Raw genomic sequence first — 25,277 nt, 5'->3', positions numbered from 1 at the left:
GCAATGGAAATAGCACAAGTGATTGGACTCGCCATCATTGTCACGGTTCTCGGAGCTGTTCTGAAACAAATTAAACCTGAGATTGCAATTCAGCTAAGCATTCTGGCAGGGGTAACCATATTTCTGCTGATCATGGACAAAATCAGACTGGTGGTTGATCTGCTGCAGAAACTGGCTGATCAGGCAGATATCAGTTCCTACTACTTGTTCATTGTTCTTAAAATCGTGGGAGTAGCCTATTTGGCGGAATTGGGAGGCCAAATCTGCCGGGATGCCGGAGAGAATGCACTGGCCACAAAAGTTGAAATTGCAGCTAAAGTATTCGTGGTCATTTTGGCTATCCCGATCATTGCAGCGATTATGGAATCCATGATGAAGCTGCTGGCGTGAGGAGCGATACGGATGACAAAAAAAGTCTTGGCTGCGCTGGGGCTTGCCATATGGATGACCCTGGTATTTGCTTTTCCAGTGGTGACCCTGGCGGCAGAAAGTCAGGAGACGAGTTACACAGGGACGGAGGCGGATGAACCATTTGCGGAAGCAGGGACTCCCGGGGAGATGGGCGTGTCCGAAGAAGTAGATTTGTCCGAGGAGATCGATTTATCTAAAGTCAGAGAATTTTTGAATCAACTGGACCGCGATGTTCAGGACGCTCTGCCTGATTTTTCTTTAACAGAGATCTTTGAAAGCATTAAAAACGGCGAGGTTAATTTTAGTCTGCAGGGCATCGGCAGCAGTATTGTCAAGGCTCTGCTAAAACAGGTAGTCACCAACGCGCCTTTGATTGCAAAGCTGCTGGTACTCGCTGTGATCTGCGCAATCATCAATCAACTGCAGTCTGCTTTTACAGGTGAAGTAAGCAGGATAGCCCGAATGCTCGTATATCTTGTTCTGTTGGCGCTTGCGATGACATCTTTTCGTATTGCGCTGGATGTTGGCAATGCGTCCATTGACAATATGGTCTCTTTTATGCAGATTATCCTTCCGGCCATGTATACTGTCCTGCTGACCATGGGCAGTCTGACCAGCGCAGCCTTGTTTAAACCGATGGTCATCGGCAGTTTGATCTTTTTGGCTACGGTAATCAAAAACATTGTTTTGCCTCTTTTTTTTCTGAGCATTATCCTGAGGCTGTTCAATAACATTTCCGAACAGTTCAAGCTCAGCAAATTAGCCTCTCTACTGGAGTTCGGGGGCAAACTCAGTATTGGTATTGTCATGACGGTTTTTATCGGCATTATGTCGGTACAGGGCGTAACAGGGGGCGTAGCCGACGGGGTCACGCTGAGAACCGTAAAATATGCAGCAGATTTGATCCCGGTTGCCGGCAAATTCTTCAAAGACGCTGTCGAGATCGTAGCAAGCTCAGGTCTCTTACTTAAGAACGCGCTGGGGATCGTGGCAATGATTGCGATTATCGTCATTACTTTTCTGCCGGCGATTAAGATTATCGCGATGATGTTTACTTTTAAACTGGCTGCGGCGCTGGTCGAACCTCTGGGAGAAAAAGAACTTGCGGATAGTCTTCAGGACATGTCCAAAGGCTTATTATATATTTTTGTAACCGTTACATCCGTCGGTATCATGTTTTTTATGACGATTGTGATCATTGTCGGGACTGGAAATTTGGCGGTAATGCTTCGCTGATTTTGAGGTGTGTGAAAATGGATGGATTAAAGACGCTGATCCGCAATTTAGCTTTCATTCTATTGCTGGCCTCCTTTCTCGAGATGCTTCTGCCGAGTAAATCCATGCGGGGATTTGTGCAGATGGTCATGGGGCTGTTTGTGATTGCGGCAATCCTGAATCCGTTGGCAGATCTACTGAACTGGGACTTTGAAAATAGCGTGCCGGCCTGGGCCGGCAGTTCTTCCGGAGACTTGCCTGTTCTGGCACAGGAAAATAGTTCTGACGGAGAAGACAATTCTTCCACGGAAGCAAATGCTCTGGTGATCGAACAATACCGCAGGATTCTGGTTAGCCAGATTCAGGCCCTTGTATCCGGGGTGGAAGGGGTCAAAAGCTCGGATACGAATGTTGAACTGGAGGACGGTGGAGAGGGATTTGCCGACTATCCGCAAATCCAAAAAGTCGAGATCCATTTCAGTCAGCAAAGTGTCAGCATTGAGCCTGTTAAGCCGGTCATTATCGGAGGCGTTAACACAGACCAGGCCGAGGGCCAGGGAGCGGCTGAGTCAGCGAAAGCAATGGAAATAAAAAAACAGGTTGCAGCACTCATGCAGCTGCCGGAAGAAATCGTGTTTGTGCAGGAAGAAAAATAGGAGGAAGGAAGTCAGTATGGGATTTTTCAAGCAGGTGATCACAGAAAAGATTACGTTGGCCGTGATCTTGCTGGTAATCGTCGCAGCCATTCTTATTTTTACCTCACAGGAGGATCAGTCCGCTGCATCAGTCCAACTCGAGGCTGAAACGGTAACAGCCGTTCCAGAAAATGAATCGGGTTTTACTGCATTGGAAAAACAACTTGAAGAAAAACTTGCAGCTAATCTGGAAAAAATCCAGGGCGTTGGCAAAACGAAGGTCTTGCTTACCCTGACCACTGACGTAAAAAAACAGTATGCCAGAGATGAAAGCGTTACGAAAAAAACTTCAAAGGAAACGGCTAAAGACGGCGGAACCAGAGAGACGGAAGAGGTAACACAGAATAACAAGATCGTGGTTGTAGGCGAAAATGCTTTAATTATTACAGAAGAACGTCCGGAGGTCGCGGGAGTGCTGGTTATCGCGCAGGGAGCAAGTGATCCCAAAATTAAGGAGCAAGTATTTGAAGCGGTCAGGACGCTGCTGAATATTCAGCCGGCCAAAATCAGTGTTGTTCCAATGGGGGGCGTCTGAATTAACATGAAAATAAATACATCTTTGATCTGGATCATTGGGGTTCCGGCCATCGCGGTATGCTGCATTGTTTGGTTAAGCCAAGCATGTTTTGGGAAGCAAAATGAAGAAGGCAGACCGGTCAATATCTCGGATTCCGTCTGTTTTTCAGCGGAAATTATTGAACTGACGGAAAATGAGGGAGAAAACTACTTTGTTAATTACAGGATAAAACGGGAACAGACCAGACAGGAAACACTTAAAATGCTGGAGCCATTGCTCGCGTCAGATATCACGGAGACACGCAGTCAGGCCCAGCAGCGATGGCTGGCCTTAAGTGACAAGATCAGCAGGGAAGCCGAGATCGAGAATGCACTGAAGATGAAAGGTTTTAAAGATATTGTTTCGGAAGTCAACACGCAAAAGGCTACGGTTACAGTCCTGACAAACGAATTAAAGGTTCAGGATATGTTTATCATCCAAAACACGGCATCGGAAATTACCGGTTCTGCAGTTGATCAAATCGAAGTAACAGTCGTCAAAGACACGCCGGAAAAATTTGATGATCGGGTCTGATGGGAAATATAATATATTTTCATTATTCAGGAAGTAAATCTACGTTAAGCAGGCAGGGGGATTTGCGGCAACGGGGGATTCTGTTATAATAAGGCTAATAACAGGTTGAAGATGGAAAATGAGGTGTAATGATGGATAATAACAAAATAGATCATTCAATCGGTTCAGTTAAAATTGCTGATGAGGTCGTCGAAGTGATTGCAGGGATGGCTGCTTCGGAGGTCGAAGGAGTTGCTGAGTTAAGCGGAGGCTTTGCCCAGGATATTGCCAATATTTTAGGCCGAGGCAAAAATACATCCAAGGGGTCCAGGGGAATCAAAGTTGAAATTGACGAAAAAGAAGCTTCTGTCGATTTATTTATCGCCGTACAGTACGGGGTGTCCATTCCAGATGTAGCGCAGAAAGTACAGGTCGTCGTGAAGGAAGCTATTGAAGGCATGACCGGATTATCCGTCATGGTCATCAACGTTCATATTCAGGGCATAGCGTTCAAAAATGCGGCTGAGGTCAAGGAAGCCAAAGACAGCAAAGATAAAACGAATAAAGAAAAAGATTTGAAAGAAAAATAGAACAGTGCAGCAGGGTGGAGAGATGAGCAATTTCTGGGGAAATATCGGGGAAAAACTCAATATTTTTTTTCTGTGGTGTCTTGATAATCATCCTGGTAAATTTTTTGGTCTTTTAATCGGTTTTTTTCTGGCTTTAGCGTTTATTTTGCTGGGATTTTGGCAGACGCTGCTTTTAGCTGCCTTATCCGGCGGAGGATATTACTTGGGAAAATGCTGGGATGATGGGGTTTGGCCTACCGGACTGAGCGAAGTAATACATAGAATACCTTTTTGGGGCAAACATAAAACGTAGAATGAAATTCCGGAGGCATATTCATGAGTAAAATAATGGGCCGAAGAAAGGCCCGAGAAACGGCACTGCAAATACTTTATCAAATTGATATAACGGGAGAAACGGACAAGCGGGAACAAGTCCTGCAGCATTGGATCCAGGAATTTGCCGTCCCTGATAAGACGGCAGATTTTATCAGGGAACTGGTTGAAGGAACCCTGCAGAACAAAGCGGACATCGATGCCAAGCTTGCTTCGACTTCCCACGAATGGGCTCTGGACAGGATGGGCAATGTGGACCGCAATCTGATGCGGCTTGCTGTCTATGAAATGCTGTACAGCCCCGGAACACCCCAGCGGGTCACCTTAAATGAAGCGATTGAGATTGCCAAAAGGTTCGGCGGGGATGACTCAGCAAAATTCATTAACGGCATTTTAGACAAGCTGATGGATGAGAGTGAAAAATGATGTTCTTAGGTCTTGATACAAGTGCATACACGACATCCGTTGCCGTGGTGGATCAAGAAAAGCATCTGGTCTGGGAAAAACGACGCCTTCTCGAAGTTCCTCAAGGAGAGAGGGGATTGGCCCAGTCAGAAGCTCTTTTTAATCATATTAAAAATCTTCCGGAACTGTTGGCCCTGGTTCCGCCAACGATATGGCCGGAAATTGCCGGCATTGGCGTCAGTACGGCGCCTCGTCCGGCAGAGCAATCCTATATGCCGGTCTTTCTGGCAGGAAGGTCGGTTGCTTCATCTCTGGCCAGCGCTTTAAATGTAAAGCTTGTAACGACGAGTCATCAGGAAGGACATCTGGCTGCAGGATTGGAATCCGCCGAAGGTTTTGCTTTGACGGATTTTTTGGCTGTCCACCTTTCGGGAGGAACAACGGAAGTATTGAAAGTCCGGAAGGATTCTCCGGGAAAACTAAGTTTGCAGATTCTTGGCGGAAGCAGTGATCTGCATGCCGGTCAATTTGTAGACAGGGTCGGCGTGCGTCTGGGACTATCTTTCCCGGCGGGAAAGGAGCTCGAAAAACTGGCTTTAAAATCAGCGCCTGGATCTGCTTCCCTGCTGCCTTCCTCGGTCAAAGGATATGAGATGAGTTTTTCGGGCGTCGAGTCGGCAGTTCAGCGTCTGATCGAAGAAAAAAAACGTCCGGCCGATCTGGCCCGGGCGGTGGAAGGATGTATTGTCCGGACGATTTATAAGGTATTGACCAAAGCTGTTGACGATACCGGACTCACAGATATTCTGATTGTCGGCGGAGTAGCCTCAAATCAATATCTAAGGAATCAGCTTGAAAAGAAGCTGGAATCTCAGGCCAGATTATTTTGGGCAAAGCCGGGATGGAGTTCGGATAATTCGATTGGGGTCGCACTTCTGACGCGGGAAACGATGCTGTCGGACAATCATTAATTGTTTTTATCTTCTATAAAGAGATTTAAAAAAGAGATTTAGAAAAAAGATTTTAGAATAAAACTAAAAATATGATATATAATGAGTTTTTTCGTGCCCTAAGGACATTTTACAATTAAAAGACTTGATTTCGAGGCAAAAGTTCATTTATAATAAACAAGGTAAAGTATCAAATACGTGTTACTGTGCCAAACATAGATGTATATACTTGTATAGCTTGGAAAAAGGGACCATGCATCCGTTTGGTCGGTACAACGAATAATCCTGAGGGGGAGACAACGTGTATAAGGTAGTCAAAAGAAGGCAGTTGGCGGACATTATTACACTGCTGGAAGTAGAAGCTCCGGAAGTCGCCAAAAAAGCCCAACCCGGCGAATTTGTCATTGTTCGACAAAATGAGGAATCTGAAAGGATCCCTTTGACCATCATGGACTTTAATCGGGATAAAGGGACAATCACCATCGTCATCCAGGAAGTAGGCTATTCATCCAATCTGATTACCCGGATGCAGGAAGGGGATTCTTTTGTTACATTTGTAGGTCCGCTCGGACAAGCCACCGAAATCGAGAATTACGGTACGGTTCTGTGCATTGGCGGCGGCGTGGGCGTCGCGCCGGTTCATCCGATTGCGCGCGGCCTGAAAGAAGCAGGCAACAAGGTCATCTCCATTCTCGGAGCAAGAACTAAAGACCTGCTGATCCTCGAAGACGAAATGCGGGCTGTAAGTGATGAAGTCATCATTACAACCGATGACGGGACTTATGGTATGAAGGGTTTTGTCACGCACGGCATTCAGTCCGTTTTGGATCAGGGCATCAAAGTTGATGCGATCTGGGCGATTGGTCCGGTCGTTATGATGAAATCCGTAGCGAATTTCACCAGACCTCTTGGTATTAAGACCATCGTCAGTATGAATCCTGTCATGGTCGACGGAACAGGTATGTGCGGCGCCTGCAGACTCGATGTCGGCGGCGAAACCAAATTTGCCTGTGTTGACGGGCCGGAATTTGACGGCCACAAGGTAGATTTTGACCTGGCCATGAAACGTTCGGCCTTCTTTAAAAACGAAGAAGCTGTCGCTTACGGTAAAGTCAAGTGCCAGTGTGCAAAGGAGGGCAAATAATCATGGCATCAAAAGCACCACGACATGATATGCCCTGTCAGGACCCGATTGTCCGGGGGAAAAATTTCAGCGAAGTTGCGCTTGGATACACTGTTGAGACCGCTGCGGAAGAGGCCAAACGCTGCATTCAATGCAAAAAGCCAAAATGTGTGGAAGGCTGCCCAGTAGGGGTAGATATTCCGCAGTTTATCAATAAAATAGCCGAGGGTGAACACCTCGAAGCCGCGTCCATCTTAAAAGGCAAAAATACCCTGCCGGCAATTTGCGGCCGCGTCTGCCCGCAGGAATCCCAGTGTGAAGCCCAGTGTATCCTCGGTGTAAAAGGTGAACCGGTTGCAATCGGCCGTTTGGAACGCTTTGCAGCAGATTACGAAATGGCCAACGGCACAAGCAAATTAGGAAAAGTAACGCCTTCCGGCAAGAAAGTAGCCGTCATTGGTGCAGGTCCTGCCGGACTCACCTGTGCGGCAGAGCTTGCCCGCAAAGGCCATTCCGTAACCGTTCTGGAAGCCTTGCATGTGGCCGGTGGCGTACTGATGTACGGAATTCCTGAATTCCGTTTGCCGAAAGCCATTGTTCAGAAAGAAATCAACAGCTTAAAAGATATGGGCGTCGAAATCCTGGTTAACCAAGTCGTTGGCAAAGTCACCTCTGTCCAGGAATTGCTGGCAAACGGCTATGATGCCGTATTTATCGGCACCGGTGCCGGCCTGCCGTACTTTATGAATATTCCGGGTGAAAACTATAATGGCGTATATTCCGCCAATGAGTTCCTAACCCGGTCGAACCTCATGAAAGCCTATGATTTCCCGAATCATGCAACCCCGATCAAAGTGGGAGAGCAGGTTGCGGTACTTGGCGGCGGCAACGTGGCCATGGACGCAGCCAGAACAGCACTTCGTCTCGGCGCCAAAGACGTTTACATCGTTTATCGCCGTTCCATGACCGAACTGCCGGCGCGTGTTGAGGAAGTGCATCATGCTGAGGAAGAAGGCATTCAGTTTAAGATTTTGACCAATCCGATTGCGATCAATGGTGACGAAAACGGTAATGTCAAGAGCATGACCTGTCTGAAATATGAGCTGGGTGAGCCGGATGCATCCGGTCGCCGCCGTCCGGTAGCGATTGAAGGTTCCGAGTTTGAGTTGCCGGTGCAGACCGTCGTAGTCTCGATCGGCCAGGGACCGAATCCGCTTGTGACCACCACGACAGCAGGTTTGGAATTGAACAAGTGGGGCAACATCGTTGCTGACGAGACGACCATGGCGACCTCGATTCCGGGTGTGTATGCCGGTGGAGATATCGTAACCGGCGCAGCCACTGTCATTCTTGCAATGGGTGCTGGAAAAATGGCTGCAGCCTCGATCGACACGTATTTAAAGACCAAATAAAAATTGTTGACCTGTTAAAGTTATTCTGCATGTATTGTTATGGGGCTGTAACACAACTTAGTCCTAAATGAAAGGCGTCAAGTTGATGTGCACCCTAAATGTTGGACAAAAAAACTAACATTTGGAGGTGCACTTTTCTTTGGCAAAGTATTCTTATGAACAACGTTTAGAAGCAGTATTGAAAGTAACCGACCAACACATGTCATGTAAAGCTGTTGGAAGATTACTTGGATGCGGAGATACACGCGGAATTTACTTTTGCAATTCAATGATAAAAAATACTTGAAAAATTTAAAAAATAACACACCAAATACTTGTATACTCATTTAATTTGTGATATATTGTACATGTTGGACGGTGGTATGACCACCTGATAAGTTACAATAGGATGAGCGAGATTTTATTCAATTTGGTGTCCAAAAAATTATTATAGAAAATGGCCGGTACGTGTTCAGCCGGTCATTTTTCATTAATGTTTGACTTATGCCTGATTAGAGAGTATATTTTTTATAGGCTTGAAAGACTTTTGAAACATTAGAGTCTTTTTTCAGTGAAACTCAAGATGACTGCCAAGGCTTGGCATTAGCCAAGTTTTCTAAAATGAAAGTAGGTGAGAAAACTGGACGGTGACGGTTCCTACGGAGGAATAGAAATCTATAATAGTATAAAGCAGGAAAAAGTCTTAGTTTTCTTACAATTTTTTAAAGACTAAAAGATGATTTTGTCATCAAGCAATCATTTTTTTCATTTGGATTCTGAGACTTTCTTCCTGCGGAAAATGGGGGGGAAGCTGTGCTCAGAATCTACAAAAATGATGGAATAAACTACCAAGAATATAGTCTGGACAGCCTGACGCGAAATGCCTGGGTCAACCTTGTCAATCCTGCGTCAGATGAACTTGTTTTGATTGCGGAAAAAACCAACTGCCCGCTGGATTTTCTCAAAGCGGCACTTGATGAAGAAGAACGTCCGCGTATTGAAATTGAAGACGAATCTGCGCTCATTCTTATTAATATACCAGTCATGTTAAGTGAAACGAGTTATGATACGTTGCCTTTGGGTATCGTTATAACGCCGGAAAACATTATCACGGTATGTCTTGAAAATAACCCCGTTGTTCTTGAATTTAATGAGTATAACCGGCGTTCTTTCAATACGGCGAAACGGACAAGGTTTTTGTTTCAGATCCTCTACAAGTCGGCAACGTATTATTTAAGATATTTGCGCCAGATCAGCAGGTTAAGCGAACAAATTGAAGTGGATCTGCGCCGGACCATGAAAAACAAGCAACTATTCGAACTGATGGATCTCCAGCAGGGGTTAACGTACTTTACTTCCTCCCTTCGTTCCAATGGCATTGTGATGGACCGGCTGCTGCGTATCCGCTCGAATAATCAATGCCGGCATCTCATCCAGATCTATGAAGAAGATGAGGATTTGCTGGAAGATGTCATCATTGAAAACAATCAGGCTGTTCAGATGGTCGAAATGTACAGCAGGATCCTTACCAATTTGACGGATACGTTTGCATCCATTATTTCGAACAACTTGAATATGGTCATGAAATTCTTAACGTCGATGACGATTATTTTAGCGATTCCGACGATGATCGCGAGTTTCTGGGGAATGAATGTCAATGTTCCTTTCCGTGATTCAAATCCATATGGGTTTGTCTTCGTTGTGGCGATTGCTGCGCTGGTTACGGGAACTGCGGTATATATCCTGATTCGGAGGAAGATATTATAAGAAAAGATATTCAGTCTAAGATGGCGCTTCATTTGAGGCGCTTTTCCTATTACTTTATATACTCAAAATCAACGCCATGTAGTCTATCCGCGCCCAAGCGGAGCACGATGCAGAGCGCGGCTTTTTGACGGCCACGGATGGCCTAATGTCGCGGTGCCATGGATGGCAAGGAGCGACGCGCCAAGGAGGGCGCAATAGCCGAAGAGCGGTTAGGGTACATGGCGTAAACCCAAAATAATAAGAAAATACCGCTAATAGTTTTGTGAGCTATTAGCAGTATACGAATACAAAAGATTCTTTACAAAAAAGACTAAGTAAGAACAGAACATTAACGGTCAAAATAGATGTTTTTGCTGCTCGCATTCAACGGGATCGCGACAGCGATGTCCCCCTCAATTAACCCTATTTTTTTCGCAACAGCTCCTGCGGAATACATGATTCGGTTATCCGCGTTGAGTGTCCCGGCTGTCTTTACGGCTGACCCGAGCGCAATACCTAGGTCAATCAGACGCCAGGGACAAAGCGGACCGTTAAATTCCGGTCCTTGCGTGACAGTTTCGAGCATCGCGCAGCTCGGACGGCCGCAGGCACCGCAGTTTAAGCCGGCATGTTTGGCATCCTTCAGAGACAGTAAAACCAGCGCCTGAGAATTACGTATATTGGCAGCATCACGGTTGAAAAATTTCTTTCCGTTTTCCTCGCTGCACTTCGACATTTCATCGGCTAGATAGGTCAGTACAGCTGGCTCTATAATGACCTTTACGTTTATGTAATCCTGTCCTTTTGCCTTCGGCGCGGTGATTGCGGACAAAGCCATAAGCTCTGCTACTGTTTTCATAACTTCCATATTTCTGTTTCTCCCTTCAAAATTGTGCGCTGTTCTAGTGTTTTTGATATTTTGTAAGTATAATAGTACTATTATTATAACGAATTACCAGAACTTTGTAAAAATCTCACGCCATATATCCATGTTTTTTAAGATCGACAAGGGTTATTTAAAGGGTATTTAAATGAGGTGGAACTGATTTGACCGAAAAAATATTGACAGTATCGGAAATCAACCGGGAAATCAATGACGCGCTGAAAAAACATAACGGTTTATGGAATTGCTGGGTGACAGGCGAGATATCTAATTTTAAAGATCATATTCCATCAGGTCACTGGTATTTTACATTGAAAGATAAAGAAGCCGGCATTAAAACCGTAATGTTTAAAACCAGGAATCTGACGGCCGGTTTTCAGCCTCAAAATGGAATGAAGGTGTCAATCCGGGGAAGTATCCGTCTTTATGAAAAAGACGGCAGCGTCCAGCTGTATGCGGAAGAAATCTACCCGAGCGGCCTCGGCGCTTTATACCTGGCATTTGAACAGCTAAAGAGTCGCTTAGCTGCCGAAGGACTGTTCGCCGCAGAGAAGAAGAAACCGATTCCAAGATTTCCTTCGAGGGTGGCCATTGTGACCAGTTCTACCGGAGCAGCGCTGAAAGATATCTTGCATATTGCCCGAAGACGCAATCCATTGATTTCATTAATCATTATTCCTTCTGCGGTTCAGGGTGAGGCAGCACCGGCAGAAATTGTCCGAGCCATTCAGCGAGCCAATCATTATGGAAAGATTGACCTGCTGATTATCGGCAGGGGAGGCGGTTCCCTGGAAGAGCTATGGGCTTTCAACACCGAGGAGGTGGCGAGAGCCATTGCTGCTTCCTATATACCGGTCGTTTCCGCTGTCGGTCATGAAGTCGATTATACGATTGCGGATTTCGTTGCCGATCTAAGAGCGCCGACGCCGTCAGCTGCCGCAGAATTGGTCATTCCGGTCCTTAATGAATTGCAAGATGGTATCCGTTATTATGAAGAAAAGCTCAAACAAAGGATCCAAAATGTTCTGCGAACCAAAAAGCATAAAGTGGAAGAACTAATGTCCAACTCGGCTTTGGCCCGCCCGGGCTGGCGTGTCGAACAATCCAGACAGAATCTGGATTATCTCTCCACGCGTCTTGTCGAGGGAATGACTGGATTTCTGACAGAAAAAAATGGTATACTTAGGTTGTTAAGCGCGAAAATTGACTTATTAAGTCCCTTGAATATACTGGGAAGAGGATATTCTTTAGCCTATGATACCGAGGGGAAATTAATCAAAAAGGTAAGACAGACCGCAGCAGGGGACACTTTATCCGTGCGGCTCAGTGATGGGACATTAATCTGCGAAGTTATAGATACAGTAAAACTTCAAGCGTCAAGCGATTCAAACGTCAAGAGAGGATTACCATGAAAAAGAATGGCGACAGAGAAGTCTTCAGCTTCGAAAAGGGAGTCGAAAGGCTGGAACAAATCATTAATAATCTGGATCAGAACAATGTGCAGCTTGAGCAGGCCCTGGACTTGTTTGGGGAAGGAATTGAGCTGATCAAACAATGCAACGGTCTCCTGGATTCAGCCGAAGCAAAAGTCAAAGTCTTGTTGGAAAATAGTAAAGGTGAACTGGTAGTGACTGATCAAGATTAGGAGTACAAACTGAAAATGTTCAAAGAACGCTATAATGACTATTTGAATATGGTTGAACAATATCTCAATCATTTGCCGCTGGATCAAAGTATCCTGGGTAAGAGCATGAATTATTCCCTGGTCGGAGGAGGCAAAAGGATTCGGCCCGTATTGGCGCTGGCCTGCGCAGAGCTTGTCGGCGGACGGCCTGAAGAGCTTGTCTCAGAAGCTTCTGCGATCGAGCTTATTCACACCTATTCTCTGATTCATGACGATCTTCCAGCCATGGATGATGATGATTATCGCAGAGGTAAGCTGTCGAACCATAAAGTATTCGGAGAAGCCGGAGCCATTTTGGCCGGTGATGCCTTGCTTACACTTGCTTTTGAGCTGCTGACCGAGCCTTCGGCAATAGAGCCTCAGAAAAAATTAAGAGTTATCAGAGAGACCGCCCAGGCCGCCGGCTGGCAGGGCATGGTCGGCGGGCAGAGCCTTGATACGCTTGGAAATCTAGAAAACAGTACGCTGGCTGATATTGAGCACGTCCATCATTTAAAGACTGGCGCTCTTCTAAAGGCTTCAGCTCGTCTTGGCGTAATTCTAGGTGGTGGATCGGAGCCGGAGATTGAAATTTTGACAAGCTATGCTTTATACTTGGGATTAGCCTTTCAAATTAAAGACGATATTCTTGATGTTGTAGGAGAAAGTGCGGTCATCGGCAAATCCGCCGGTAAGGACCAAAAATCCGGCAAACCGACCTATACGTCACTGCTGGGACTTGAGGGGGCCAGGGAACAACTGGAAAAAACAATCTTTCTGGCGAAAGAATCCCTGTCTTGTTTTAGCCCTAAAGCAGCGTTTTTATTATCCTTGGCTGACTACACCGCTGAAAGAACAAACTAGTATAAAGTTTTCGAGTTACACAAATAATTACGCCAAAGTTGCGTATGCATGCCGCAGTTACCAGCGTCAAGCGGGGCATAGAGTGCGCAGCGCAGCAGATTGCGCTACGGAGAGTGCAATCTGCCAAAAGCAGTATGGTGGCATGCAGACCAGACCCTGATGAATGGCAGGACAATGACAGAAACATGATAGAAAAAAATTAAATCAGGATGAGAGAGGATGAATCATCTCTATGAACCCAATCTCTTCGATATTGCACAACAATATCATGTGGATTTCGCTTTTTGCTTGGATACTTGCTCAAATCTTAAAGATCCTGATCAATTTCGTAATTGAGAAGAAATGGGATTTTGATCTCCTGACAAGTTCCGGTGGATTCCCAAGTTCGCATACAGCGATTGTCTGTGCCCTGGCCATCACCATTGGCAAAATTGATGGCTGGGATTCTTCTCTGTTTGCGATAGCTGTTACACTGGCTGTTATTGTTATGTATGATGCTGCCGGTGTCCGGCGCGCAGCCGGAAATCATGCCAGAATTATCAACTATCTTGTGGAATGGATGCGGCAGCATCCGACAGATTTTATGGGTTATAATATTCAAGAGGAAAAGTTTAAGGAACTGATCGGACATACACCTTTTGAAGTGTTTGGCGGCGCAATTCTGGGCTGCGCAATTGCTTTGATCTTTTAATACAGCCAGAATGTAGCTCGTTCTCGTGTCGTTATTTTGAAAACGGTGTATAGGATGAGGAAGGCAGGATAGACTTTTGGTTCGCAAGAAGCAAAGTGTTCGCTATATTATTACCGTATTTATTGCCACATTTTTTATTGCTTCACTTCTGGGAAGCGGAGCGGAGGCTTTTTTAAAGTTTTCTCCGGTTAGCCTGACCTGGATATTGCTCATGGTTGTGATTGCGGTCGGGATCCTGTTTGATATCATCGGTATTGCTGTGACGGCTGCTGATGAAGCGCCTCACCATGCCAGGGCAGCCAAAAGAGTCTTCGGCGCGAAGCAGTCTGTCTATTTAATCAAACACGCCGATAAAGTCGCTAATTTCGCGAATGATATTGTTGGCGATATTACGGGAACATTAAGCGGAGCAATGGGAGCGACAATTATTTTAAGCTTAATCGCTAAATTTTCTGTTTTAAGTACCTGGAAGGTACTTTTAAATGTGTTGATTTTGGCCTTGATTGCTTCCCTTACTGTGACAGGAAAGGCCTGGGGCAAAACCATTGCGATCAATGAATCAAATCGGATTGTTGATATGACCGGCAGAGTGATTGCAAGTGTGGAAAAGGTAACTGGACTGAACATAACAAAAAACAAACGAGGAGGAAAATAATTTGCGGCTTCTGGACAAAATTGATTCTCCAACCGACCTGAAAAACTTAAGCGAAAGTGACCTGACCGTTCTGGCTGAAGAACTCCGTCAGGAAATGATAGATATTATTTCAGTGAATGGCGGTCATCTTGCATCAAACCTTGGTGTTGTGGAACTGACTCTGGCACTGCATAGAGTATTTGACACTCCAACCGACAAGATTATCTGGGATGTTGGTCATCAGGCCTATGTTCATAAGATTCTAACCGGAAGGAAAGAAACTTTTAAGACGATCCGGCAATTTCACGGTCTGGCAGGCTTTCCGAAGAGAGAGGAAAGCGAATACGACTGTTTTGATACCGGACATGCCAGCACTTCCATTTCAGCTGCGCTGGGTTTCGCCAAAGCCAGGGACATTAAGAAGGAAAATTATCATGTCGTTGCTGTGATCGGTGATGGGGCAATGAGCGGCGGGATGGCCTATGAAGCGATGAATCATGCCGGTAACAGCGACAGCAATTTAATTATTGTTTTAAATGACAACGAAATGTTTATCTCTCAGAATGTCGGCGCAATGTCCTCCTATCTGAACAAGATCAGGACAGATCCATCTTACGACAGAAGAAAGAGGGATGTCCAAAAGTTCATCAAAAATATTCCGTGTATTGGTTCCTCTATGGCCAAAGCAGCCGGAAGGGCTAAAGACGGTATTAAATATTTCTTGGTACCCGGTCTGTTGTTCGAGGAACTGGGTCTGACCTATCTCGGACCAATTAATGGACATGATATTGCGTCACTGGAAAAGGTTCTCCACCAGGCCAAACAGAAAAAAGGTCCGGTTCTGGTTCACATTAAGACCTGTAAAGGCAATGGGTATGAGCCGGCCAAGCAAAGTCCGGATATTTTCCATGGGGTAGGGCCATTTTCCAAAGAAACGGGTGAGATGGTTAAAAAGGATGCGCCACCGACTTATACGGAAGTATTTGGACGGACCATTTGTGAATTGGCTGAAGAGGATAACAGGATCGTTGCAGTTACGGCAGCCATGGGATCTGGGACAGGTCTGAACCATTTCGGCCAAAATCACCCCGAAAGATTTTTTGATGTCGGAATTGCCGAACCGCACGCGGTAACTTTTGCTGCGGCACTCGCGCTGGAGGGACTGAAACCGGTTGTTTCCATGTATTCCACGTTCTATCAGAGAGCGTATGACCAGGTCCTGCATGATGTCTGCCTGCAAAATGCCAAGGTCGTGTTTGCGGTCGACAGGGCCGGCGTCGTCGGCGAGGATGGGAAGACGCATCATGGCATATTCGATATCTCTTTTTTCAGAACGATTCCGAACCTTACCTTGATGGCGCCGAAAGATGAAAATGAACTTAAACATATGATTCATACAGCGCTCATCATGGACAACCCGGTAGCTGTCCGGTATCCGAGGTCGGCCGGTGTCGGCGTGGAAATGGACAAAGAATTCAAAACATTGCCGAAAGGCAAAGCAGAACTGTTGCGAGAGGGCCAGGATATTACCCTGATTGGTTTTGGGCCGGTTGTCAATTTTTGTATGGAGGCTGCTAAGCGGCTGGAGTCTGAAGGTATTCAAGCCGGTGTGATTAATTTGCGTTTTATTAATCCGATTGATCGAGAGATGGTGGTCGCCGAGGTTCAAAAAACCGGGAAGCTGGTTACGGTTGAGGACCACATCCTCGCCGGAGGGATGGGCAGCGCGGTATTGGAAGTTCTTGAGGAAAAAGGAATTCAAGGCATAGCAGTCGAACGGATAGGGTATGATGATTATGTTGAACACGGAGCAATTTCACTTCTCCATCAAGCCTGTGGCATTACGGTTGAGCATATTGTCAGTGTTTCCAGAGAACTGATAAAGAATAGATGTTTATGATTTAAAATAGACAGATAGAGATAGATATAGATATAGAGTAAAGATAGATATAGAACAAGGATGGGCATATCGTGGCCAAAAATAAATCCAGACTCGATCTTCTTCTGGTCCAAAAAGGGTTGGTTGAAAGTAGAGAAAAAGCTAAAGCTTTAATTATGGCCGGAAAAGTCTATAAGGACAATCTTCGTCTTGACAAACCAGGCATCATGCTGGAAGAAGATACGGATCTGATTGTCAAGGGAGAGATCCATCCTTATGTTTCGCGCGGAGGTCTGAAACTGGCCAAGGCGATGGACGTATTTCAGTTGGATCTGAAGGATAAGGTCATTGCCGATATCGGGGCGTCTACCGGCGGATTTACGGATTGTGCACTGCAGAATGGGGCTTCCAGGGTCTATGCGGTCGATGTCGGCTACGGTCAGCTGGCCTGGAGGCTGCGCAGTGACGAAAGAGTGGTCTGCCTGGAAAGAACCAATGCACGTTACCTGACTGCGGACAGTCTCCCGGAAAAAGTAGACTGGATCGTGTGTGATGTTTCATTTATTTCCCTGACTAAGATTTTTCCCTCGATGACAGCGATTCTGAAAGAAAGCGGACAGGCACTGGTCCTAATTAAACCGCAATTTGAGGCCGGATCCGAGAATGTCGGCAAAAACGGTGTTGTCAGAGACCCGCAAGTCCATCGGGAGGTTCTACAAAACGTCCTGACGGAAGCTCAAAAGCAAGGATTTCGGGTCAAGGGACTGGACTTTTCGCCAATCCGCGGTCCCGAAGGAAATATAGAATTTTTAGCCTGGCTCAGCAGAGGAAATGAGCAAGAAGCAGCGGTATTCGACTGGAATCCTTGTCTGAATGAGCTTGTTATGAAGGCTCAGGCAGGAACGGAGTGAACGGATGGGAAACAAGGTAGGGATATGGATTAACCATTCTAAAATTACGAAAGAGAGCATCACCCCTCAGTTGATCAATTGGTTCAACAGTCAGGGATGGGAAACTGTACCGGAATGGGACCAGGAGATTACGGAAGATGTTGACTTTGTACTTTCCCTTGGCGGAGACGGCACAGTCTTGAAAGCTGCCAGAGAAGCCGCCCGGTTCAACATCCCGGTTCTTGGCGTGAATTACGGCCGGCTTGGTTTTTTATGCGAGGTTGAACGCGGCGAAATCTATTCTGCCTTAAAAAAGGTGCTGCGTAATGAATATACGGTCGATGAGAGACTCATGATGATTACTTCATATTTCAAAGACGGTCAAAAACAGCAGGATATGGTTCTGAATGATGTTGTTTTTATCCGGGACAGTGAAGAGACGCTGATAACACTTCAGGTCAAGCTTTCCGGTGAACCGATTGCGAGTCCGCCTTCGGACGGCTTGATTATTGCAACCCCGACAGGTTCGACCGCCTATTCACTTTCAGCCGGCGGACCTGTTGTGAGCCCAGATGTTCAGGCCATGCTGGTCACGCCGCTGGCTGCCCATGCGCTTTCGTCCCGGCCCATGGTCGTATCAAATAAAGAAAAAATAGATATCAGTCTGACCAGAGGCAATAAATGCCGGGTGACCGTCGACGGGAAGTATCTGACGACCATGAATTCCGGGGATACGGTCCGGATCGAAACGGCTCCGATCAAAGCAAGATTTATCCGGCTTGGAGGAAGGAGTTTCCCGAAGGTTGTCCGGGAGAAACTCCGGGACCGCTGGCATGAATCATGAGGGCATGAACGGTGTCTTTAATCCGAAGGGGATCGGAAATACGCAGACAATGTTAAAAATGTATCTGCAGCAGCTTATCCAGCACGGAGATCAGGTGATTGATGCTACGGCAGGACGCGGCAAGGACACCCTTTTTCTGGCGGAATGCGTGGGTCCTGAAGGCCGGGTGTTTGCGTTTGATATTCAGGAAGAAGCGATTCAATCAACCCGGGAACTGCTCACAGCGCATAAGATGCTCGACAGGGTTGCCTTATTTCGGGAGAGTCACACAGAGATTGGACGCCTTGTTCCGCAAGGAATCAGAGCTGTCGTTTTCAATCTTGGATATTTGCCCGGGAGCAATCAGGCAATGATTACCGAGCCGGAGACAACACTTCGGGCGGTAAATGATACCTTGAAGCTGCTAGTTGCCAAAGGGGTCATTGTATGCACTGTATATCGGGGACACAGCCACAGTCTGGAAGAAGCAAATGCACTGAATGCCTATGCTGCAGAACTTTCTAAGAAGGATTTTCATGTCCTCCAGGGAATTTATCTAAATCAAGGTGAGACATCTCCATACTGGTTAATAATTCAGAAGAATAGAGGCGATCATTTATGAAAAGCCGTCGTCAGAAAAAAATCCAGGAACTGATTACCAATGAATCGGTTAAAACGCAGGAAGAACTAGCGCAGAGGCTGTTCGAAGAGGGCTTTAATGTCACACAGGCCACCGTTTCGCGGGATATCAAGGAGATGGGTCTGGTCAAGATATCCGGTTCAGACGATGAATACCGTTATGCCATTCAGGCTGAAGCACATCCTCCCGGGTATCAGGAAAGATTGAAACGAATGTTCAAGGAAGTTGTGATCTCGTTCGACAGCAGCGAAAATATTATTGTAATCAGAACCATACCGGGGAATGCCCAGGCGATGGCGTTGCTGCTTGACAATATTGGATGGAAAGAAGTCATTGGCACGGTGGCCGGGGATGATACCATCTTTCTTCTGATTAAACCGAAAGAACAAACAGAAATTATTCTGGAGAGACTAGCCGAACTGAGCTGAACTGAACTGAACTGAACTGAACCGTGTCTTTAAATTTTCCATTGACTGAGTATGGCAAAGAGGAGGAGACCTATGCTCGTAGAACTTCGCATCAAAGATTTTGCACTGATGGAAGATGTCCATTTGGTTTTTGATAAAGGCTTGTCTGTTTTTACAGGAGAGACAGGAGCCGGGAAATCCATGCTGGTCGATGCGCTGGGTTTGCTTCTGGGTGGAAGAGCCAGTAATGAACTTTTGCGGCATGGCAAGGACAAAGCGTGTGTAGAAGGGATTTTTTCTAATCTGCCGCTGAAGCTGACTGAAATGTTACAGGACGAAGGATATCCTCTTGAAGATGACATGCTGTTTCTGTATCGAGAAATCAATGACTCCGGCCGAAATGTCTGTCGTGTTCAGGGCAGAACAGTTCCGTTATCACTGTATCGGACATTCTGTGAAGGACTCGTAGACATTCACGATCAGATGGAGCACCAGTCTTTGCTACTGGCGGAAACCCAAAGGGAACTCTTAGACAGTTTCGGTGGGGGGGAACATTTAAAATTGCTGAATCAGGTTAGGAAAGCAGCCGTCAATTACCGGAATACCCTGTCTAGAGAAAGAGAACTCCTGCGCTCAGAGCGGGACAGGGAGAAAAGAGAAGAAATATTGCGTTACCAGATTGAAGAAATTGATCGGATTGCACCGGTTTCCGGGGAAGAGGAATCTCTGGAACAGGAGAGAAAGTTTCTACTGAATGCCGAGAAAATCGTCAGCCTTGTCAATGAAGCCTATGATGAACTCTATGCTGGAACCAAAGAAGTCTCTGAGTCTGCTTTTGATCTAATGGGATCCGCCACAGAAAAAATAGGGGAACTCTCAGCACTTGATCCTGAGATTGAGCAGCTGCATAAGAACATTGAAGAGATCTATTTCAGTCTCGAAGATTATGTGACCAAGCTACGGTCCTATAAAGACGGGCTGGATTTTGAACCAGGAAGGCTTGACGAAATTGAAGCCCGCCTGGTTGATCTCGGGAAGCTCAGAAAATATGCGTATACGATTGAAGCTGTTCTGGAAAGACGGGCTGAAATGGAAGAAGAGCTTGAAGAAATAGCCCATCTTCAGGATGAAAAGGAAAATATCCGGCGCGAAAAGAAAGAGATGCTGACAGCCTATAACAATCTGGCGGAGGAACTCAGCCTGAATCGCGGGATCCAGGCTCAACGAATTGAAAAGGGTCTGGCAGACGAATTGCTCGATCTGGGGCTAAGCGAGGCCAGAATCGAAATCATATTCTCGCCCGTTACCGAACCATCGCCCGAAGGTGCGGAACAGATCGAATTTTATTTTTCCGCGAATGTCGGAGAACCTCCCAAGCCTTTGGCCAAAGTAGCTTCTGGAGGAGAAATGGCCAGGATCATGCTGGCTTTCAAAAGCTTATTATCGAAAGTGGAAACCGTGGATACGTTTGTTTTCGATGAAGTGGACAGTGGGGTAGGCGGCAGAACGATCATGAAGGTCGCTGAAAAGCTTGAAAAAATAGCGGGTAACAGACAAGTACTCTGCATTACACACTCGGCGCCGATCGCTGCATTCGCCGACAGCCATTTTGGTATTAATAAAATCGTTGTGGAAGACAGGACGCTGACCAAGGTTAATCGGCTCGATGAAAGTGAAAGAGTCCAGGAAATGGCCCGGATGCTTGGCGGCGAAAGCGTCGCGCTAAGCCTTGCGGAGGAATTATGGCAGCAGGCCCAAAAATAAGATAAAAATAAAATGTAATAATAAAAGTACCTTGTTATTCCGCATGCAAAAGCGACAACAGGGTACTTTTTAAATATGAGCTTCATTTACAACCTCTTTAAGCTTTGTTTATACAGGTAATCGATCAGTACGACCATTCCGCTCACGAATAAATTTAAATAATAGACGATGAACCTCCAGAGCATGATCGCATAGATCATAACGCTGGAAGGAAAGACTAGCCCGAATATCAGGTAAAATCCTCCCTCGGATGCTCCTGCATTTCCAGGCGTCGGAATATAATTAATCGCCATGTAATGCAAAGACTGCACAGCAAGAATATCAAGCAGAGAAGCATCTCTTAAACCAAAAGATAGATAGACAAAATAGGTTACGCAAAAGTACACGATGACTTGGATCAACGTATAGAGACAAGTTAGGAGCAGAGCTTTGCGGTCTCTCAGGAACAAACGTAGAGAACTTCTGTATTCCTCAATATGCCTGGAAAAGATTTGATCATCAATATTCCTGGCCAGTTTAATTTTATGAAGCAGTCTTAAGATCAGAAGACAGACCTTTTTCACAATCGAACTGTTGTAACAGAGCAAAAGCATAGCCAGCGTCGATATGATATTGATTATAAAACCTATAGCAATGAAGGTTTTGCTGACCGTACCCTGCTCAAAGATAAAATCATACTTAAAAATAGCCATAATCAAGGCGAATGCAGTCACAATAATATGATAAACCGCAAATTTATTGATCGTAACTGATGTAGCCAGTCCCAGCGGAATTTTATAGTCATTTTTCATCGTATAGACCTGCGCAACAGGCTGTCCCCCGCCAGAAAAAGGAGTAATGGAACCGTAATACTGTCCGATCAGCGCTATTTTCATATACTGCCAAAAACGGATACCTTGATTGGAGATCTCAATAATCACTTTAATAATTAACGCATCAAAAAACCAAAAAAGGACCATACAGACAAATGCCAGGAATAACAGTCCTCCATCAGTTATGGCGATCAGATGGGGAATAATACTGAATTTCGAACTGGAAGTCAAAATCCCTATGGTCACTGCAATGAGCAGGGCTGTAAAAAAATAATTTACAAAAATTTTTTTCATTGTTTGTTTCCTTTTGTAACCATTATAAAGCCTATTATAACCTAACAAATGACAAGAGTGCTAGCTTTTGTCATTTTCTTATTTCGCCATAAATTTAAGAAATCCTAGAAAACATTTCACAGGATGAAACCTTTTTATAAGGGAAATCTAATATTACAATAAAAATTTTATTGTAGTATTCGCTGCAGGAGAAAAATACGTGAGGAGGGTGAAAAACTGAAGGGAAAAAACGGTTTGAATAGAAAACTAACCCGGATAATTTTCCGAATAGGAATTCTCCTCGTTTTTGCCCTTAGTATTCAACAAATTGCAGGATTCTATCAGAAAACAGAAACTAGTCGTTTCTACCCGGTAACCAATTACCTGGATTTTTTTTCAGCAGGCAAAGAAGTCACTAAAGTACGGCCATCTGTTGTTCCAGGCGGACAATCCATTGGCGTGACTTTGCAGACCAAAGGAGTCTTGGTTGTAGGATATGCTCCGATCACGAACAAGGAAGGCAAACAGTCTTATCCGGCAAAGGATTCTGGAATAGAAATCGGGGACATCATTTTTAAAATTAATGGTATTACAGCAATAAATGATTTTCAGGTAGCGCAGGAAATCAATAAAAAGTGTAAAGAAAACAAAACAATTGTGCTTGAGATCAAACACAAAGGAAAAGTTCTGGAAAAAAAGATTCAACCGGTATTCTGCTCAGAAACCCAAAGATATCGGATAGGGCTGTTTATTCGGGATGAGGCTGCAGGAGTGGGAACTCTGACGTTTAGTGAACCCAATACAAAAATATTTGGGGCTTTGGGACACGTAATTACGGATATTGATACCAATGATCAAATTGAATTAAGTGATGGCAAAATCGTCGAATCCACAATCTACTCCATTGAAAAAGGTCAAAAAGGAGATCCCGGAGAAAAGATCGGCACATTTATGGTTCAGTCAAACTTTTCCGGTAAAATTACCAAGAATTCAGCCAGCGGGATATTTGGTATTTATGAAGGTGAACTCCGAAATCCGTATTTCAGTACAATTGTTCCTATAGCCTGGAAATCTGAGGTTGAGGTTGGGCCGGCAAAAATCTATACGGTTTTAAAAGACAATACCATCGAAGAATTTGACATTAAAATAGAAAAAATTATGCAGTATCGGACAGACAACAAAAACATGATTATAAGGATCACCGACCCTGAATTGCTCGAAAAAACCGGCGGGATCGTTCAAGGTATGAGCGGCAGCCCAATTATCCAAAATGGCAAAATTGTTGGCGCCGTTACGCATGTATTTGTCAATGATTCAACCCGGGGATACGGAATATTTATTGAGAAGATGATAGACGAATCAGGTATAACGAGTAAAGCTGCAGCCGCCCGCAAGGGCGGTTCTTCTTTGACAAAATAATGCCGAATAAATATTTTTCCCATTGGACCAGAAGGAATTGGTAAATTCTTGTCGAAAGGTAACTGGATTGAATTTATACGTTTTTTGGTGATCTTTGGAAGCTGGAGGATAGTTTGATGGAAGAGATAAAAGTTTTGTTGGCTGACGATAACCGCGATTTTATTGAAGTATTAAAGGAATATATAAGCAATCAAGAGGATATGGTTCTTTCGGGTGTAGCTTATAACGGAAACGACGCACTGGATATGATCAAAAAAGAGGAACCGGATGTGGTAGTTCTGGATATTATTATGCCTCATCTTGACGGATTAGGCGTCATGGAAAAATTGATAAACACGATCAAAAGGCCTAGGGTGATTATTTTAACTTCTTTTGGTCAGGAAAATATGACACATCGAGCGGTTCAACTGGGGGCTGACTATTACATATTAAAACCATTTGATTTGGACACGTTAGGGAAAAGAATACGGCAGCTGGTCGGGGTTTATGAAGCCGCCCCTTCTTTTAATAATACTTCAAATGCTATGATATCTCCGAATATCAGCAGTGTTATTCAGGTTAACGTCAAAAATTCCAAAATGATTGAAGTTGAAGTTACCAAGATGATCCAACAGATGGGAGTACCCGCGCATGTCAAGGGATATCAGTATCTGAGAGACGCTATTGTCTCCGTGATCAAAGATGTTTCTCTGCTTGGCGCCGTGACCAAAGAATTGTATCCGATGATTGCCAAAAATTATGGTACGACTCCCAGCAGAGTGGAAAGGGCAATCCGCCATGCGATTGAACTAGCCTGGGACAGAGGAAATATTGAGTTTATGAACAAATTTTTTGGCTATACGATTAATGTTGACCGCGGGAAACCGACGAACTCGGAATTTATCGCGATGGTCGCAGATAAATTGAGAATTGCTGATAAGTTATAAGATAGAAATTTTGGCGATTTTAGCCAATTTTAAACTAACTGAGTAGAGAACACCTTCTCCTTTGTTTTCAAATAAATGAGAAGGTGTTAATTTATTACAATGCTTATTTAGGCTGTAGGAAGCTTGATATCGAGAAAGAAATTGCTTTTGCCATGGTTGACTAGGTTTGGCCAAGGTATTGAATGATCTGAGCCTTATCTTCTCTGGACGCATGATAAATTGGCTGAAGCTGACCGTTAGATATACCGGCCCATCGTAAATAGATAATTTGTTCGTATTGTGTTTCAAATACCGGATCAAAATATTTTAGATTTAAAATAATATAATACTGACTAACCTGTCCGGCGTCAATTTCTTGGGATTGCATATCGATGTTGACAACGAGATCCACAGTGGAATCAGGAGAAACATAATTGGCGAGGGAGAGCTGATCAACCCGGAGCGGTTCTGCATTTAAATCACTATCTACAAAAATGGTCTGGCAATGGAGTGAAGCTGCCGGATGCGTACCGACGTTGGTGAAATGAAAGCTGAATGCCACATCTTTTTTATTAAGAATCTTCACAGAAGGAGATTGTGTAAAGGTAAGGTAAGGTTTGACGGATCCCCGTTCTTCCTTCCAGGCTGACAGGGAAATATAGACGGTAATCATGGAGGTAACAGCAAATATAAAGGTTGTTATCGTTACCAGCAGCTGATAGGTGTTATGGTGAGATTCAGCCGGCATATTTACGCCTCCCAGACCAAATAGATAGGATATAATGTATCATAGTATGGAAGAAGGCAATAATATGCCAGCATC

At 45.0% G+C, this 25,277-nt stretch carries 28 protein-coding genes; 25 read left to right on the top strand and 3 right to left on the bottom strand.

From position 1 onward, the window contains the following. The first annotated feature begins 3 nt into the window (after nucleotides 1–3). From spoIIIAD to C1I38_RS09835, 12 genes are all read left to right on the top strand, one after another. The gene (spoIIIAD, locus tag C1I38_RS09890; protein ID WP_019225824.1) at nucleotides 4–390 is read left to right on the top strand and encodes a stage III sporulation protein AD; all 387 of its coding nucleotides are present in this window, start codon (nucleotides 4–6) and stop codon (nucleotides 388–390) included. A gap of 12 nt (nucleotides 391–402) precedes the next feature. After that, a complete protein-coding gene (gene spoIIIAE, locus C1I38_RS09885; protein ID WP_119774855.1) occupies nucleotides 403–1,647 on the top strand; it encodes a stage III sporulation protein AE in 1,245 nt (414 codons plus the stop codon). Nucleotides 1,648–1,664: 17 nt separating this feature from the next. Continuing rightward, a complete protein-coding gene (spoIIIAF, locus tag C1I38_RS09880) occupies nucleotides 1,665–2,282 on the top strand; it encodes a stage III sporulation protein AF (protein ID WP_119774856.1) in 618 nt (205 codons plus the stop codon). A 16-nt stretch (nucleotides 2,283–2,298) separates the two neighbouring features. Further along, a complete protein-coding gene (locus C1I38_RS09875; protein WP_119774857.1) occupies nucleotides 2,299–2,856 on the top strand; it encodes a stage III sporulation protein AG in 558 nt (185 codons plus the stop codon). Nucleotides 2,857–2,862: 6 nt separating this feature from the next. Beyond that, nucleotides 2,863–3,411, top strand: a complete 549-nt coding sequence (locus C1I38_RS09870) for a SpoIIIAH-like family protein (RefSeq protein WP_119774858.1) — start codon at nucleotides 2,863–2,865, stop codon at nucleotides 3,409–3,411. 131 nt (nucleotides 3,412–3,542) lie between these two features. Continuing rightward, nucleotides 3,543–3,980 carry an Asp23/Gls24 family envelope stress response protein gene (locus tag C1I38_RS09865; protein ID WP_026156314.1) on the top strand — a complete coding sequence of 146 codons (438 nt, stop codon included), beginning with the start codon at nucleotides 3,543–3,545 and terminating at the stop codon, nucleotides 3,978–3,980. Nucleotides 3,981–4,002: 22 nt separating this feature from the next. After that, nucleotides 4,003–4,272 (top strand): DUF2273 domain-containing protein, encoded by a 270-nt coding sequence (locus C1I38_RS09860; RefSeq protein WP_119774859.1) that lies wholly within the window; start codon nucleotides 4,003–4,005, stop codon nucleotides 4,270–4,272. A gap of 23 nt (nucleotides 4,273–4,295) precedes the next feature. Next, nucleotides 4,296–4,718 carry a transcription antitermination factor NusB gene (gene nusB / locus C1I38_RS09855; RefSeq protein ID WP_119774860.1) on the top strand — a complete coding sequence of 141 codons (423 nt, stop codon included), beginning with the start codon at nucleotides 4,296–4,298 and terminating at the stop codon, nucleotides 4,716–4,718. Beyond that, nucleotides 4,715–5,668 carry an O-sialoglycoprotein endopeptidase gene (locus tag C1I38_RS09850; protein WP_119774861.1) on the top strand — a complete coding sequence of 318 codons (954 nt, stop codon included), beginning with the start codon at nucleotides 4,715–4,717 and terminating at the stop codon, nucleotides 5,666–5,668. Before nusB ends, C1I38_RS09850 begins: the two co-directional genes overlap by 4 nt. 280 nt (nucleotides 5,669–5,948) lie before the next feature. Further along, a complete protein-coding gene (locus C1I38_RS09845; protein ID WP_015042523.1) occupies nucleotides 5,949–6,791 on the top strand; it encodes a sulfide/dihydroorotate dehydrogenase-like FAD/NAD-binding protein in 843 nt (280 codons plus the stop codon). Nucleotides 6,792–6,793: 2 nt separating this feature from the next. Continuing rightward, nucleotides 6,794–8,182: an NADPH-dependent glutamate synthase gene (gene gltA, locus C1I38_RS09840; protein WP_119774862.1), complete on the top strand. Its 1,389-nt coding sequence runs from the start codon at nucleotides 6,794–6,796 to the stop codon at nucleotides 8,180–8,182. Between the two features lie 792 nt (nucleotides 8,183–8,974). Continuing rightward, nucleotides 8,975–9,928, top strand: a complete 954-nt coding sequence (locus C1I38_RS09835) for a magnesium transporter CorA family protein (RefSeq protein WP_020491643.1) — start codon at nucleotides 8,975–8,977, stop codon at nucleotides 9,926–9,928. A gap of 328 nt (nucleotides 9,929–10,256) precedes the next feature. Here the strand turns inward: C1I38_RS09835 and C1I38_RS09830 are convergent, their stop codons facing one another. Then, complete coding sequence (locus C1I38_RS09830) at nucleotides 10,257–10,775, bottom strand: DUF2148 domain-containing protein (protein ID WP_119774863.1); 519 nt, start codon at nucleotides 10,773–10,775, stop codon at nucleotides 10,257–10,259. 179 nt (nucleotides 10,776–10,954) lie between these two features. Here C1I38_RS09830 and xseA point away from each other — a divergent pair, with 179 nt between their 5' ends. The 11 genes from xseA to recN all read left to right on the top strand — a co-directional run bounded on the left by xseA (nucleotide 10,955) and on the right by recN (nucleotide 21,045). Further along, nucleotides 10,955–12,202 (top strand): exodeoxyribonuclease VII large subunit, encoded by a 1,248-nt coding sequence (gene xseA, locus C1I38_RS09825; protein WP_119774864.1) that lies wholly within the window; start codon nucleotides 10,955–10,957, stop codon nucleotides 12,200–12,202. Then, nucleotides 12,199–12,435: an exodeoxyribonuclease VII small subunit gene (gene xseB, locus C1I38_RS09820; protein ID WP_119774865.1), complete on the top strand. Its 237-nt coding sequence runs from the start codon at nucleotides 12,199–12,201 to the stop codon at nucleotides 12,433–12,435. The genes xseA and xseB overlap by 4 nt, the downstream gene beginning before the upstream one ends. 15 nt (nucleotides 12,436–12,450) lie before the next feature. Then, on the top strand, nucleotides 12,451–13,317 hold the full coding sequence (locus C1I38_RS09815; RefSeq protein WP_119774866.1) for a polyprenyl synthetase family protein: 867 nt from the start codon (nucleotides 12,451–12,453) through the stop codon (nucleotides 13,315–13,317). A gap of 232 nt (nucleotides 13,318–13,549) precedes the next feature. After that, nucleotides 13,550–14,008 carry a divergent PAP2 family protein gene (locus tag C1I38_RS09810; RefSeq protein WP_020491638.1) on the top strand — a complete coding sequence of 153 codons (459 nt, stop codon included), beginning with the start codon at nucleotides 13,550–13,552 and terminating at the stop codon, nucleotides 14,006–14,008. Between the two features lie 76 nt (nucleotides 14,009–14,084). Continuing rightward, entirely contained in the window at nucleotides 14,085–14,663 is a 579-nt protein-coding gene (locus C1I38_RS09805; RefSeq protein WP_119774867.1) for a hypothetical protein, read from the top strand. Nucleotide 14,664: 1 nt separating this feature from the next. After that, complete coding sequence (dxs, locus tag C1I38_RS09800) at nucleotides 14,665–16,542, top strand: 1-deoxy-D-xylulose-5-phosphate synthase (protein WP_119774868.1); 1,878 nt, start codon at nucleotides 14,665–14,667, stop codon at nucleotides 16,540–16,542. A gap of 71 nt (nucleotides 16,543–16,613) precedes the next feature. Beyond that, nucleotides 16,614–17,432, top strand: a complete 819-nt coding sequence (locus C1I38_RS09795) for a TlyA family RNA methyltransferase (RefSeq protein WP_119774869.1) — start codon at nucleotides 16,614–16,616, stop codon at nucleotides 17,430–17,432. A gap of 4 nt (nucleotides 17,433–17,436) precedes the next feature. Further along, nucleotides 17,437–18,255 (top strand): NAD(+)/NADH kinase, encoded by an 819-nt coding sequence (locus tag C1I38_RS09790; protein ID WP_119774870.1) that lies wholly within the window; start codon nucleotides 17,437–17,439, stop codon nucleotides 18,253–18,255. After that, nucleotides 18,215–18,856, top strand: a complete 642-nt coding sequence (locus tag C1I38_RS09785; protein WP_243109305.1) for a class I SAM-dependent methyltransferase — start codon at nucleotides 18,215–18,217, stop codon at nucleotides 18,854–18,856. Before C1I38_RS09790 ends, C1I38_RS09785 begins: the two co-directional genes overlap by 41 nt. Then, a complete protein-coding gene (gene argR, locus C1I38_RS09780) occupies nucleotides 18,853–19,302 on the top strand; it encodes an arginine repressor (RefSeq protein WP_119774871.1) in 450 nt (149 codons plus the stop codon). Before C1I38_RS09785 ends, argR begins: the two co-directional genes overlap by 4 nt. Before the next feature lie 72 nt (nucleotides 19,303–19,374). Continuing rightward, complete coding sequence (recN, locus tag C1I38_RS09775; RefSeq protein ID WP_119774872.1) at nucleotides 19,375–21,045, top strand: DNA repair protein RecN; 1,671 nt, start codon at nucleotides 19,375–19,377, stop codon at nucleotides 21,043–21,045. Nucleotides 21,046–21,131: 86 nt separating this feature from the next. On the opposite strand, the gene C1I38_RS09770 is transcribed toward recN, so the two are convergent. Next, nucleotides 21,132–22,151, bottom strand: a complete 1,020-nt coding sequence (locus C1I38_RS09770; protein WP_119774873.1) for a lysylphosphatidylglycerol synthase transmembrane domain-containing protein — start codon at nucleotides 22,149–22,151, stop codon at nucleotides 21,132–21,134. A gap of 234 nt (nucleotides 22,152–22,385) precedes the next feature. Here C1I38_RS09770 and spoIVB point away from each other — a divergent pair, with 234 nt between their 5' ends. Both spoIVB and spo0A read left to right on the top strand, forming a co-directional pair. Next, the gene (spoIVB, locus tag C1I38_RS09765; RefSeq protein ID WP_119774874.1) at nucleotides 22,386–23,549 is read left to right on the top strand and encodes a SpoIVB peptidase; all 1,164 of its coding nucleotides are present in this window, start codon (nucleotides 22,386–22,388) and stop codon (nucleotides 23,547–23,549) included. A 113-nt stretch (nucleotides 23,550–23,662) separates the two neighbouring features. Further along, on the top strand, nucleotides 23,663–24,475 hold the full coding sequence (gene spo0A, locus C1I38_RS09760) for a sporulation transcription factor Spo0A (protein WP_026156311.1): 813 nt from the start codon (nucleotides 23,663–23,665) through the stop codon (nucleotides 24,473–24,475). Nucleotides 24,476–24,635: 160 nt separating this feature from the next. Here spo0A and C1I38_RS09755 read toward each other — a convergent pair whose 3' ends face one another. Further along, the gene (locus tag C1I38_RS09755; protein ID WP_119774875.1) at nucleotides 24,636–25,202 is read right to left on the bottom strand and encodes a hypothetical protein; all 567 of its coding nucleotides are present in this window, start codon (nucleotides 25,200–25,202) and stop codon (nucleotides 24,636–24,638) included. Nucleotides 25,203–25,277: the final 75 nt, after the last annotated feature.

Origin of the sequence: Dehalobacter sp. 12DCB1 (assembly GCF_004343605.1) — a bacterium.
GTDB lineage: Bacteria > Bacillota > Desulfitobacteriia > Desulfitobacteriales > Syntrophobotulaceae > Dehalobacter.
The sequence above is the reverse complement of the archived record's forward strand: the minus strand, read 5'-3'. Positions and strand labels throughout refer to the sequence as shown.